The sequence below is a fragment of the Cupriavidus sp. HE11 genome, assembly GCF_056097175.1.
On the sequence record NZ_CP184464.1, the window covers coordinates 2,946,740 to 2,960,061 of the forward strand.

The 13,322-nt window shown below is 62.7% G+C and carries 12 protein-coding genes; all 12 read left to right on the forward strand.

Annotation, left to right across the window (positions count from 1 at the left end; all coding sequences use genetic code 11):
- The first annotated feature begins 70 nt into the window (after nucleotides 1-70).
- The gene (gene nuoE / locus ACOABP_RS13680; protein ID WP_066739034.1) at nucleotides 71-571 is read left to right on the forward strand and encodes an NADH-quinone oxidoreductase subunit NuoE; all 501 of its coding nucleotides are present in this window, start codon (nucleotides 71-73) and stop codon (nucleotides 569-571) included.
- Nucleotide 572: 1 nt separating this feature from the next.
- Nucleotides 573-1,868: an NADH-quinone oxidoreductase subunit NuoF gene (nuoF, locus tag ACOABP_RS13685; RefSeq protein ID WP_474225597.1), complete on the forward strand. Its 1,296-nt coding sequence runs from the start codon at nucleotides 573-575 to the stop codon at nucleotides 1,866-1,868.
- Nucleotides 1,869-1,881: 13 nt separating this feature from the next.
- Nucleotides 1,882-4,254, forward strand: a complete 2,373-nt coding sequence (nuoG, locus tag ACOABP_RS13690) for an NADH-quinone oxidoreductase subunit NuoG (protein ID WP_474225598.1) — start codon at nucleotides 1,882-1,884, stop codon at nucleotides 4,252-4,254.
- A gap of 18 nt (nucleotides 4,255-4,272) precedes the next feature.
- Nucleotides 4,273-5,337 (forward strand): NADH-quinone oxidoreductase subunit NuoH, encoded by a 1,065-nt coding sequence (gene nuoH, locus ACOABP_RS13695; protein WP_066738977.1) that lies wholly within the window; start codon nucleotides 4,273-4,275, stop codon nucleotides 5,335-5,337.
- A 71-nt stretch (nucleotides 5,338-5,408) separates the two neighbouring features.
- Nucleotides 5,409-5,900 (forward strand): NADH-quinone oxidoreductase subunit NuoI, encoded by a 492-nt coding sequence (gene nuoI / locus ACOABP_RS13700; protein ID WP_066738976.1) that lies wholly within the window; start codon nucleotides 5,409-5,411, stop codon nucleotides 5,898-5,900.
- 164 nt (nucleotides 5,901-6,064) lie between these two features.
- Nucleotides 6,065-6,706: an NADH-quinone oxidoreductase subunit J gene (locus ACOABP_RS13705; RefSeq protein WP_066738975.1), complete on the forward strand. Its 642-nt coding sequence runs from the start codon at nucleotides 6,065-6,067 to the stop codon at nucleotides 6,704-6,706.
- Between the two features lie 16 nt (nucleotides 6,707-6,722).
- Nucleotides 6,723-7,028: an NADH-quinone oxidoreductase subunit NuoK gene (nuoK, locus tag ACOABP_RS13710; RefSeq protein ID WP_029050842.1), complete on the forward strand. Its 306-nt coding sequence runs from the start codon at nucleotides 6,723-6,725 to the stop codon at nucleotides 7,026-7,028.
- 59 nt (nucleotides 7,029-7,087) lie between these two features.
- Nucleotides 7,088-9,172 carry an NADH-quinone oxidoreductase subunit L gene (gene nuoL, locus ACOABP_RS13715; protein ID WP_474225600.1) on the forward strand — a complete coding sequence of 695 codons (2,085 nt, stop codon included), beginning with the start codon at nucleotides 7,088-7,090 and terminating at the stop codon, nucleotides 9,170-9,172.
- Between the two features lie 27 nt (nucleotides 9,173-9,199).
- The gene (locus ACOABP_RS13720) at nucleotides 9,200-10,666 is read left to right on the forward strand and encodes an NADH-quinone oxidoreductase subunit M (RefSeq protein ID WP_474225601.1); all 1,467 of its coding nucleotides are present in this window, start codon (nucleotides 9,200-9,202) and stop codon (nucleotides 10,664-10,666) included.
- A 19-nt stretch (nucleotides 10,667-10,685) separates the two neighbouring features.
- Entirely contained in the window at nucleotides 10,686-12,161 is a 1,476-nt protein-coding gene (gene nuoN, locus ACOABP_RS13725; RefSeq protein WP_474225603.1) for an NADH-quinone oxidoreductase subunit NuoN, read from the forward strand.
- A gap of 17 nt (nucleotides 12,162-12,178) precedes the next feature.
- Complete coding sequence (locus ACOABP_RS13730; RefSeq protein ID WP_066738971.1) at nucleotides 12,179-12,487, forward strand: DUF2818 family protein; 309 nt, start codon at nucleotides 12,179-12,181, stop codon at nucleotides 12,485-12,487.
- Nucleotides 12,488-12,527: 40 nt separating this feature from the next.
- Entirely contained in the window at nucleotides 12,528-13,172 is a 645-nt protein-coding gene (locus tag ACOABP_RS13735) for an NUDIX domain-containing protein (protein WP_474225605.1), read from the forward strand.
- Nucleotides 13,173-13,322 lie beyond the last annotated feature (150 nt).

Here is a 13,322-nt window from a genome sequence, read left to right on the forward strand (position 1 = left end):
GGCAGCGACGGCTGCAAACCAGCGAAGCCTGGCGTAAAGGGCTGGGCTTCGCCGTATTACTGCAATGACCATGCTATCAGCAGAAGCTCTCAAGGAAATCGATCGCGCGATCGCGAAGTATCCGACCGACCAGAAGCAGTCGGCCGTGATGGCGGCACTCGCCGTGGCACAGGGCGAGGTGGGCTGGGTTTCCCCCGAAGTCATGCAGTTCGTCGCCAGCTACCTGGAAATGCCGCCCGTGTGGGTGGAAGAGGTGGCCACGTTCTACAACATGTATGACACCAAGCCGGTGGGCAAGTACAAGCTCACCGTCTGCACCAACCTGCCGTGCGCGCTGTCGGGCGGCGACCGGGCTGGCGAATACCTGAAGCGCAAGCTCGGGATCGACTACAACGAAACCACCGCTGATGGCTGCTTCACGCTGAAGGAAGGCGAGTGCATGGGCGCTTGCGGCGACGCACCGGTGATGATCGTCAACAACACCCGCATGTGCAGCTTCATGAGCGACCAGAAGCTCGACGCCCTGGTCGACGAGCTCAAGGCCGAAGCCGCCGCCAAGGGGGACAAGTAACATGACCTCTCTGCACGACCGTCACATCAAGCCGCTGATCCTGGCCGGCCTGGACGGCAAGAACTGGCACCTCGAGGACTACGTCAAGCGCGGCGGCTACGCCCAGCTGCGCCGTATCCTCGAACAGAAGGTAACGCCCGAGCAGGTGATTGCCGACGTCAAGGCCTCGGGCCTGCGTGGCCGGGGCGGCGCGGGTTTCCCGACCGGCCTGAAGTGGAGCTTCATGCCGCGTTCGTTCCCGGGCCAGAAGTACCTTGTCTGCAATACCGACGAAGGCGAGCCGGGCACGTTCAAGGACCGTGACATCATCCGCTACAACCCGCATGCGCTGATCGAAGGCATGGCTATCGGGGCGTACGCGATGGGTATCACCGTGGGCTACAACTACATCCACGGCGAAATCTGGAACGAATACAAGATCTTCGAGGAAGCCCTCGAAGAAGCGCGCCGCGCCGGTTTCCTGGGCGACAACATCCTGGGTTCGGGCTTCAACTTCCAGTTGCATGCCCACCACGGCTACGGCGCGTACATCTGCGGCGAGGAAACCGCGCTGCTGGAATCGCTGGAAGGCAAGAAGGGCCAGCCACGTTTCAAGCCGCCTTTCCCGGCCAGCTTCGGCCTGTACGGCAAGCCGACCACGATCAACAACACCGAGACGTTCGCCGCGGTGCCGTTCCTCCTGGCCGTGGGCCCCGAGGAATACCTGAAGATGGGCAAGCCGAACAACGGCGGCACCAAGATCTTCTCGATCTCTGGCGACGTCGAGCGTCCGGGCAACTACGAAATCCCGCTGGGCACGCCGTTCTCCGAACTGCTGGAGCTGGCGGGCGGCATGCGCGGTGGCAAGGCGCTCAAGGCGGTCATCCCTGGCGGTTCGTCGGCACCGGTAGTGCCGGCCGACCTGATGATGGCGTCGACCATGGACTACGACTCGATCGCCAAGGCCGGTTCGATGCTGGGCTCGGGCGCCGTGATCGTGATGGACGAGACGCGCTGCATGGTGCGGTCGCTGCTGCGCCTGTCGTATTTCTACTTTGAAGAATCGTGCGGCCAGTGCACGCCGTGCCGTGAAGGCACCGGCTGGCTCTATCGCATGGTGAATCGTATTGAACACGGAGAAGGCCGCCAGGAAGATCTGGACCTGCTCAATAACGTCGCGGAAAACATCATGGGTCGCACGATTTGCGCGCTCGGCGATGCCGCGGCGATGCCGGTACGCGGCATGCTCAAGCACTACTGGAAAGAGTTCGAATATCACGTCGAACACAAGCAGTGCATGGTCCCGGCCCATTCCTGAAGCGTGGCAGAACATGGTTGAACTCGAGATCGACGGCAAGAAGGTTGAGGTTGCGGAAGGCAGCCTCGTGATGGAAGCAGCCCGCAAGCTGGGCACCTACATCCCGCACTTCTGCTACCACCGCAAACTGTCCATCGCGGCGAACTGCCGCATGTGCCTGGTCGAAGTGGAAAAGGCGCCCAAGGCGCTGCCCGCCTGCGCCACCCCGGTGACGCCCGGCATGAAGGTCTTCACGAACTCCGAAAAGGCCGTCAAGGCCCAGAAGTCCGTGATGGAATTCCTGCTGATCAATCACCCGCTCGACTGCCCGATCTGCGATCAGGGCGGCGAATGCCAGCTGCAGGATCTGGCCGTGGGCTACGGTGCATCGGAGTCGCGCTACAAGGAAGAAAAGCGCGTGGTGTTCCACAAGAACGTGGGCCCGCTGATCTCCATGGAGGAGATGACCCGCTGCATTCACTGCACCCGCTGCGTGCGCTTTGGCCAGGAAGTGGCCGGCGTGATGGAGCTGGGCATGCTGAACCGCGGCGAGCACTCGGAAATCACGACGTTCGTCGGCCAGACCGTGGATTCGGAACTGTCCGGCAACATGATCGACCTGTGCCCGGTTGGTGCGCTGACCAGCAAGCCGTTCCGCTATTCGGCCCGTACGTGGGAACTGGGCCGTCGCAAGTCGGTGTCGCCGCACGACGGCGTAGGCGCCAACCTCGTGGTCCAGACCAAGAACCAGCGCGTGATGCGCGTGGTGCCGCTGGAAAACGAAGACGTCAACGAGTGCTGGATCTCCGACAAGGACCGCTTCTCGTACGAAGGTGTGAACAGCGCCGACCGTCTGACCCGCCCGATGCTCAAGCAGGGTGGCCAGTGGATGGAAACGGACTGGCAGACCGCGCTCGAGTACGTGGCCAATGGCCTGGCGAGCATCAAGCGTGATCACGGCGCCGACCAGATCGCTGCTATCGCCAGCCCGCACAGCACGCTGGAAGAACTGTTCCTGCTGGGCAAGCTGGTACGCGGCCTGGGTAGCGACAACATCGACTTCCGCCTGCGTCAGACTGATTTTTCGGCCGCGCTGAAGGGCGCGCCGTGGCTGGGCATGCCGGTTGCCGACGTCACCACGCTGCAACGCGCACTGGTGATCGGCGCCTCGCTGCGCAAGGACCAGCCGCTGCTGGCTTCGCGCCTGCGTCAGGCTGTCAAGAAGGGCGCCCGCGTGGCCGTGATCGGCACCGGCGGTGAAGACCTGCTGATGCCGCTGGCCGCACGTATCGACGTGGCGCCTTCGGGCTGGACCGCCGCACTGGCTGGCGTGGCCCGTGCCGTGGCCGCCGCCAAGGGCGTGGCCGCTCCGGCCGGTACCGATGGCTTCGACGGTGGCGATGCCGCCAGGACGGTGGCCGATGCGCTGCTGTCGGGCGAGCGCCGTGCCGTGTTCCTCGGTAACGAAGCCGTGCGTCACCCGCAATTCTCGGCGCTGCATGCGCTGGCTCAGTGGATCGCCACGGAAACGGGCGCCACGCTGGGCTTCCTGACCGAAGCGGCCAATACCGTCGGTGGCTATATCGCCGGCGCGCTGCCGCAGCAGGGCGGTGCCAATGCCCAGGCGATGTTCGAAGCGCCGCGCAAGGCCTATGTCGTGCTGAACGCCGAAGTCGAGTTCGATACCGCCGATGCGCGCAAGGCCGTGGCCGCACTGCAGCAGGCTGGTACCGTCGTGGTGCTGTCGCCGTTCCGCTCGGAAGCCGCCATGCAATACGCCGACGTGATCCTGCCGATCACGCCGTTCACCGAGACTGCCGGTACGTTCGTGAACGCCGAGGGCCGTGCCCAGAGCTTCAACGGCGTGGTGCGCGCGCTGGGTGAGTCGCGTCCGGGCTGGAAGGTGCTGCGCGTGCTGGGCAATCTGCTCGACGTGGCGGGCTTCGACTTCGAGACCGCTGAAGCCGTGCGCGACGCCGCGCTGGTCAAGCTGGCCCCGGATCAGCTGAACAACGCCACCGACGCCGCGATCCGCGTGACGGCCGCCGCCGCCAACGGTATCGAGCGTATCGCCGATGTGCCGATCTACCACGCTGACCCGATCGTGCGTCGAGCCGACTCGCTGCAGCTGACCGCTGCCGCGCGCCGCGCGATGACGGTGGGCCTGTCGTCGGAACTGTTCGCCAAGCTGGGCGTGCAGGCGGGCGACCCGGTGCGCGTGACGCAGGACGGTGCCAGCGTGGTGCTGCCCGCGGCGCTGGAAAAGACGCTGCCGGCCAACGCCGTGCGCGTGCCGGCCGCCACCGTGGCCGCTGCAACGCTGGGCGCGCTGTTCGGCACCGTCACCGTTGAGAAAGCCATCGACCTGTCGGCCGGCCAGGGTGCCGCCGCGACGGCCACCGTATAAGAAGAGCGAGATAGCAACATGATCGATCTCATTACCTCGCAGGGCCAGGCCATCTTCGGCAGCGCTTGGACGCTGATCTGGATCCTGATCCGTGCCGTGGTCATTGTGGTGCCGGTGCTCCTGTGCGTGGCCTACCTGATTCTGTGGGAGCGCAAGCTGATCGGCTGGATGCACGTCCGTATCGGCCCGAACCGTGTGGGTCCGCTGGGCTTGCTGCAGCCGATTGCCGACGTGCTGAAGCTGCTGCTCAAGGAAGTGATGTTCCCGTCGCAGATCAACCGGATGATGTATCTGGTTGCGCCGCTGATGGTGCTGGTACCGGCAGTGGCCGTCTGGGCCGTGATCCCGTTCCAGCCCGAAGTGGTGATGGCGGACGTCAACGCCGGTCTGCTGTACGTGATGGCCATCAGCTCGGTGGGCGTGTACGGCGTGATCCTGGCAGGCTGGGCATCGAACTCGAAGTATGCGTTCATCGGCGCGATGCGTGCCGCTGCGCAGATGGTGTCGTATGAAATCGCGATGGGCTTCGCGCTGGTGACCGTGCTGATGGTGGCCGGCAGCCTGAACCTGTCGACGATCGTGAACAGCCAGAACGTTGGCTATTTCGCGAACATGGGCATCAACATCCTGTCGTGGAACTGGCTGCCGCTGCTGCCGATGTTCGCCGTGTACTTCATCTCGGGCGTGGCGGAAACCAACCGCCATCCGTTCGACGTGGTGGAAGGCGAGTCGGAAATCGTGGCCGGTCACATGATCGAATATTCGGGCATGACGTTCGCGCTGTTCTTCCTGGCCGAGTACATCAACATGATCATCATCTCGACGATGACCTCGCTGATGTTCCTCGGTGGCTGGGCGCCGCCGTTCTCGAGCGCGATCACGAATGCGATCCCGGGCTTCTTCTGGCTGGTGATCAAGGTTTTCCTGCTGCTGTCGGTGTTTATCTGGATCCGTGCGTCGTTCCCGCGTTACCGCTATGACCAGATCATGCGTCTGGGCTGGAAGATCTTCATTCCGCTGACCGTGGCGTGGCTGATCATTGTGGCGATCTGGATCAAGTCGCCGTGGAACATCTGGCACTAAGAGGCCAGGCGATGGTGCGCCGCCCGAACGGGCAGGGCGCACCGCGCGGAAATACTTAGGAAGCAATCGTCATGCTGCTCGCCATCAAGGACTTCTTCAACAGCCTGCTCCTGAAGGAACTCTTCAAGGGCATGGCACTTACCGGCCGCTATCTCTTCGCCCGGAAGGTGACTGTCCAGTTCCCGGAAGAGAAGACGCCGATGTCGCCGCGTTTCCGCGGCCTGCACGCACTGCGCCGCTACCCGAACGGGGAAGAGCGCTGCATCGCGTGCAAGCTGTGCGAAGCGGTGTGCCCGGCCCTGGCCATCACGATCGAATCGGATGTGCGTAACGACGGCACCCGCCGCACCACGCGCTACGACATCGATCTGACCAAGTGCATTTTCTGCGGCTTCTGCGAAGAAGCCTGCCCGGTCGACGCGGTCGTCGAAACGCATATTTTCGAGTACCACGGCGAAAAGCGCGGTGACCTGTACTTCACCAAGGACATGCTGCTGGCAGTGGGTGACCGCTACGAGCCGCAGATCGCCGCAGCCAAGGCCGCGGACGCGAAGTACCGCTAAGCGTCACGGCGGGACGGGAGCAGGGCACGCGGTGTGCTGCTCCCGGCAACGAATTTGAAGTGGCCCCGCAAGGGGCACAACCAAGAGAAGCAAGTCGCGCAAGGCGCGGACGCCCCGAAGGGCAGTCCGGACCGGCGCGGCCCAAAGAGGATCCGATAGGGACCATGGAACTCACGACAGCCATCTTCTATGCCTTTGCCCTGGTGCTGGTGCTTTCCGCACTGAAAGTCATCACGGCAAAGAACCCGGTGCACTCCGCACTGTTCCTCGTCCTGGCGTTCTTCACCGCCGCGGCGATCTGGATGATCCTGAAGGCCGAGTTCCTCGCCATCCTGCTCGTGCTGGTCTACGTAGGCGCCGTGATGGTGCTGTTCCTGTTCGTGGTGATGATGATCGATATCGATATCGAGCACCTGCGCCGCGACTTCTGGACATACGTGCCGATGGCATCGATCGTTGGCGCGCTGATCATCGCCGAAATGGCCATCGTGCTGGTGCGCAACTTCATCGGCACCACCAACGCCGTGCTGCCGCCGGGCGCGCAGGACCCGAACTATTCGAACACCGCCGCACTGGGCAAGCTGATCTACACCGACTACGTGTACGCCTTCGAAGTGGCCGGCATCATCCTGCTGGTGGCGATCGTGGCCGCCGTGGCCCTGACGCTGCGCCGCCGCAAGGACGTCAAGGCGCAGGACGTTGGTGCCCAGCTGCGTGTACGCCGCGACGAGCGCGTGCGCATGGTGAAGATGCCGGCCGAGGGCCGGGCCGAAGCGGATGCTGCTGCGTCCGCCAACAAGAACTAAGCCCGGAGAACCCGCTGTGCTGTCTCTCGCTCACTTTCTCGTCCTCGGTGCCATCCTGTTCGCGATCAGCATCGTTGGCATCTTCCTGAACCGCAAGAACGTCATTGTGCTGCTGATGGCGCTCGAACTGATGCTGCTTGCGGTGAACATGAATTTCGTCGCCTTCTCGCACTACATGGGCGACCTGGCCGGACAGGTTTTCGTTTTCTTCATCCTTACGGTGGCCGCCGCCGAGTCGGCAATCGGTCTGGCAATCCTGGTCGTGCTGTTCCGTAACCTGGACACGATCAATGTGGACGACATGGATACCCTCAAGGGCTGACATGAACGCTCACGACATGAACCAAGACTGCATCCCGACCGCACACCAATAAGCGTCCTATGGCAACCACGCTCAACCCCAACCTGCTGCTGGCGATCGCGCTGGCACCGCTCGCCGGTGCCGCGATAGCTGGTCTGTTCGGTACCAAGTTCTTCGGCACGTTCTCCTCCGAGACGCGCGGCGGCCGGATCATGGCCCACTCGGCAACGATCCTCGGTGTCGCTGTCTCGTTCGTCCTGTCGGTGATGGTGCTGCTCGACGTCATGAACGGCGCCGGCTACAACGCCACCGTGTACGAGTGGATGACCATCGGCTCGCTGAAGATGGAAGTCGGCTTCCTGGTCGATTCCCTGACCGCGATGATGATGGTCGTGGTGACCTTCGTCTCGCTGATGGTGCACATCTACACCGTCGGCTACATGGAAGGGGACCCTGGCTACAACCGGTTCTTCGCCTACATCTCGCTTTTCACCTTCTCGATGCTGATGCTGGTGATGAGCAACAATTTCCTGCAGCTGTTCTTCGGCTGGGAAGCCGTGGGCCTGGTGTCGTACCTGCTGATCGGCTTCTGGTACACGCGTCCGACCGCGATCTTCGCCAACCTGAAGGCGTTCCTGGTCAACCGCGTGGGCGACTTCGGCTTCATCCTCGGTATCGGCCTGCTGCTGGCATACAGCGGCAGCATGAACTACACGGACGTGTTCTCGCAGCGTGAGCAGCTGGCAGCCGTGATCTTCCCGGGCACCGACTGGCTGATGATCACCGTGGCGTGCATCTGCCTGTTCATCGGCGCGATGGGCAAGTCGGCACAGTTCCCGCTGCACGTGTGGCTGCCCGACTCGATGGAAGGCCCGACCCCGATCTCGGCACTGATCCACGCGGCAACCATGGTGACCGCCGGTATCTTCATGGTGTCGCGCATGTCGCCGCTGTTCGAGCTGTCGGATACGGCGCTGTCGTTCGTGATGGTCATCGGCGCAATCACGGCACTGTTCATGGGTTTCCTGGGCATCATCCAGAACGACATCAAGCGTGTGGTGGCGTACTCCACGCTGTCGCAGCTGGGCTACATGACCGTGGCGCTCGGTGCCTCGGCCTACTCGGTGGCCGTGTTCCACCTGATGACCCACGCATTCTTCAAGGCGCTGCTGTTCCTGGCCGCCGGTTCGGTCATCATCGGCATGCACCACGACCAGGACATCCGCAACATGGGCGGCCTGCGCAAGTACATGCCGATCACGTGGATCACGTCGCTGGTGGGTTCGCTGGCGCTGATCGGCACGCCGTTCTTCTCGGGCTTCTATTCGAAGGACTCGATCATCGAGGCCGTGGCCGAGTCGCACCTGGCGGGTTCGGGCTTCGCGTACTTCGCGGTGCTGGCCGGCGTGTTCGTGACCGCCTTCTACTCGTTCCGCATGTACTTCCTGGTGTTCCACGGTGAAGAGCGCTTCGGCAAGCCGCACGCGCATCACGACCACCACGAGGAAGAAGAGGAATCGCACGGCGACGATCATCATCACGGTCTGGCCCCGGGCCAGAAGCCGCACGAGTCGCCGTGGGTGGTGACGCTGCCGCTGGTGCTGCTGGCCATCCCGTCGGTGATCGTTGGCGCCATCGCCATCGAACCGATGCTGTTCGGTGACTTCTTCAAGCATGGCCTGGCATTCAAGGACGTGATCTTCGTCGGCGAGAACCACCACGCCATGGAAGAACTGAAGGAAGCGTTCCACGGCTGGGTGCCGATGGCGATTCACTCGCTGACGACCCCGGTACTGTGGCTGGCAATCGCCGGTGTGGTGCTGTCGTGGTTCTTCTACATGAAGCGCCCGGACATCCCTGCCGCGATCAAGCAACGCTGCTCGGGTCTCTACAACCTGCTCGAGAACAAGTACTACATGGATGCGATCAACGAGGCGGTGTTTGCCCGTGGCGCGCGTCTGCTGGGTACCGGCCTGTGGAAGGGCGGTGACCAGAGCTTCATCGACGGCCTGTTCGTCAATGGTTCGGCCCGTGTGGTGGCATCGTTCGCCGCGGCCAGCCGTTACCTGCAGTCCGGTTACATCTACCATTACGCTTTCGCGATGATCATCGGCATGCTGGTGCTTTTGACGCTGACGATCACTGGCGTGATAGGCACCAAGTGATAGGCACCGAGTAAGGAAAACAAAGAAATGGTTCTGTCTCTCGCAATCTGGCTGCCTATCTTCTTCGGCCTGCTGGTATTGATGTTCGGCTCCGACAACAGCAAGTGCTTCGTGCGCTGGATGTCGCTGTTCGGTGCCATCGCCAGCTTCGTCGTGACGCTGCCGCTGGTCTTCCACTTCGACACCTCGACGGCTGCAATGCAGTTCGTCGAGCAGGCGAACTGGATCGAGCGCTTCAACATTGCCTATCACCTGGGCGTTGACGGCATCTCGATGTGGTTCGTCGTGCTGACGTCGTTCATCACCGTGATCGTCGTGATCTCGGCCTGGGAAGTGATCACCGAGCGCGTGGCCGAATACATGGCCGCGTTCCTGATCCTGTCGGGCCTGATGGTCGGCGTGTTCTGCGCGCTGGACGGCATGCTGTTCTACGTGTTCTTCGAAGCCACGCTGATCCCGATGTACATCATCATCGGTGTCTGGGGCGGCCCGAACCGCGTGTACGCTGCGTTCAAGTTCTTCCTCTACACGCTGCTGGGCTCGCTGCTGACACTGGTTGCGCTGCTGTACCTGTACAACAAGACCGGTACCTTCGACATCCTGAGCTGGCACCAGGCCAAGCTGTCGTTCGAAGAGCAGATCGCGATCTTCGTGGCCTTCTTCATGGCCTTCGCCGTGAAGGTGCCGATGTGGCCGGTGCACACCTGGCTGCCGGACGCCCACGTGGAAGCACCGACCGGCGGTTCCGTCGTGCTGGCCGCGATCATGCTGAAGCTGGGTGCCTACGGTTTCCTGCGGTTCTCGCTGCCGATCGCCCCGGACGCCAGCCATTACATGGCACCGTTCATCATCACGATCTCGCTGGTCGCGGTGATCTACATCGGCCTCGTGGCGCTGGTCCAGTCGGACATGAAGAAGCTGGTGGCGTACTCGTCGATCGCCCACATGGGTTTCGTGACGCTGGGCTTCTTCATCTTCAACGACATGGGCGTTGAAGGCGGCATCATCCAGATGATCTCGCACGGCTTCGTGTCGGGCGCCATGTTCCTTGGCATCGGCGTGCTGTACGACCGCGTGCACTCGCGCCAGATCGCCGATTACGGCGGTGTGGTGAACGTGATGCCGAAGTTCGCCGCGTTCTCGGTGTTCTTCGCCATGGCCAACTGCGGCCTGCCGGCAACCTCGGGTTTCGTCGGCGAGTTCATGGTCATCCTGGCTTCGGTCAAGTTCAACTTCTGGATCGGCCTGCTGGCTGCAACGGCCCTGATCCTGGGTGCGGCCTACTCGCTGTGGATGGTCAAGCGCGTGATCTTTGGTGACATCGTGCACCAGCATGTGCGTGAACTGGTGGACCTGAACAAGCGCGAATTCCTGATGTTCGGCCTGCTGACCATCCTGACGCTGTACATGGGCCTGTACCCGAAACCCTTCACCGATGTGATGCACGCCTCGGTGGTGAACCTGCTGTCCCACGTGGCACAGTCCAAGCTGTAAGCGGGGGAGAGAAATCAACATGCAATCGTCCTCTAGCCTGGCCCCGGTGGCGCCAATCATTTTCCTGGCGATCGCCATCGCGGCGATCAACTGGATCGACCTAGCGCGCGGCAAGGGCCGCACCAGCGTGGCATACCCGCTGGCGCTGCTGACGACGCTGGTGCTGACCTTCTGGTTTGCGCTGGACGCCGCCAACGGCGAAACGCACTACGTGTTCGCCAACCTGGTGGTCGTGGATCCGATGGCCAACGTGCTGTCGGCGTTCTGCTCGCTGGGCATGTTCCTGACGCTGATCTACACGCGTACCTACCTGAGCAACCGCGACATGTTCGCGGGCGAGTTCTACATGCTCGCGCTGTTCACGCTCGGCGGTCAGCTCGTGATGATCACCGGCAACAACTTCCTGACCCTGTACCTGGGCCTGGAACTGCTGTCGCTGTCGTCGTATGCACTGGTGGCGCTGCGCCGCGATTCGCGCGTGACGTCGGAATCGGCCATCAAGTACTTTGTGCTGGGTGCGCTGGCCTCGGGCTTCCTGCTCTACGGCATGTCGATGATGTACGGCGCCACCGGTTCGCTGAACCTGGGCGAAGTCTTCCGCGTGGTGGAGTCGGGCCGCGTCAACACGACGATGCTGGCCTTCGGCGTGGTGTTCATCGTTGCCGGCGTGTCGTTCAAGCTTGGTGCCGCACCGTTCCACATGTGGATTCCGGACATCTACCAGGGTTCGCCGACCGCGGTGACGCTGCTGATCGCCGCCGGCCCGAAGGTTGCCGCGTTCGCGCTGATCATGCGCCTGCTGGTGGAAGGCCTGCTGCCGCTGGCCGGCGACTGGCAGATGATGCTGGTGGTGCTGTCGATCGTATCGCTGGCGATCGGGAACCTGACCGCCATCGTGCAGACGAACCTGAAGCGGATGCTGGCGTACTCGACCATCTCGCACATGGGCTTCATCCTGCTGGGCATGCTGTCCGGCGTGGTGGCAAACAAGGCGGATGGCGCGGCCAACGCTTACAGCGCGTCGATGTTCTACTCGATCACCTACATGCTGACCACGCTCGGCACGTTCGGCCTGATCCTGATCCGTACGCGCAAGGGCTTCGAGGCCGAGACGCTGGACGACCTGAAGGGCATGTCGCGCCGCCATCCGTGGTTTGCACTGCTGATGCTGGTGATGATGTTCTCGATGGCCGGTATTCCGCCGACCGTCGGTTTCTACGCCAAGCTGGCCGTGCTGTCGGCTGTGGTCAAGGCCGGCATGAGCTGGCTGGCCGTGGTGGCGGTGGTGTTCTCGCTGATCGGCGCGTTCTACTACCTGCGCATCGTGAAGCTGATGTACTTCGATGCCCCGGCTGGCGAAGAGCCGCTGGAAGCGTCGGTTGGCGTGCGTTCGATTCTGAGCCTGAACGGCCTGGCCGTGATCCTGCTGGGCCTGTTCCCGGCAGCGCTGATGAACCTGTGCTACGAGGCCATCCGCGCCACGCTGGCTTCGTAACGTGACAAGGTGACGAAATGAGTTCCTCGGCGGGCGGTTGGTTTGTCATTCTGCTGGCACTGGTTTGTGCCAACCTGCCGTTCGTCAACCAGCGCCTGTTCGCGGCGGTGGGCCTGAAGTGGGCCCGCAAGCCGCTGTGGCTGCGGGTTGTGGAACTGTTCGTCTGGTATGTGGTGGCCGGTATCGCCGGCTTTGCGGTGGAAGCGGGGCTCGGCAACGCATTCCCGCAGGGCTGGCAGTTCTACGCCATCACTGCCTGCATGATGCTGGTATTTGCCTTCCCGGGCTTTACCTGGCAATACCTGGTCAAACATCGCACGGCCTGAGGGCTTGCCTGCTCCGGCCCGTGTTATCCCCGGAGCGCGCATGACCGACAAGACTTCTCCCGCTTCCCTCCAGTCATCCGAAGTCTCGGACGACCATCTCCGCGAAACGCCGGTTGCTTCGGCCACCATTCATCGCGGCAAATTCCTGACCCTCAAGCAAGACATCGTGCGCCTGCCCGACGGCAAGCAGACCGGGCGCGAGTACGTGCTGCATCCCGGCGCGGTCATGATGATTCCGTTGTTCGACGATGGCACCGTGCTGATGGAGCGCCAGTTCCGCTATCCGGTGGGCGAAGTCATGCTCGAATTTCCAGCCGGCAAGCTCGATCCGGAAGAGGGCGCGCTGGTATGCGGCAAGCGGGAACTGCTGGAGGAAACTGGCTATACCGCCACGCGCTGGGACTACCTGACGCGCATCCATCCGGTGATTTCCTACTCGACCGAGTTCATCGACCTGTTCCTGGCGCGCGACCTGACGGCAGGGGAGTCGAAGCTCGACGACGGCGAATTCCTGGAAACGTTCGTCACGCCCGTCGGGCAGGTGATCGACTGGGTGCGGCAGGGCCGCATTACCGACGTGAAGACGATCATCGGCGCGTTCTGGCTTGAGAAGATTGCCTCCGGTGCCTGGCAACCCGGCGAACAGGCCGAGCCGCCGTTCCCGAGAGCGCGGGCGGCCGGCTAGAACGCCGCTTTGCTGCTAAGCTTGGCGAGGCGCGGACCACGGGTTTTCCCTTGATTTTTCAAGGCTCTGCGCCCAAATGGGCTGCCATCGGCCGGATTGTGTTTCCGACGCATCCTGCCAGGCAAAAACGGCTGCAAAAAAATTAGCACG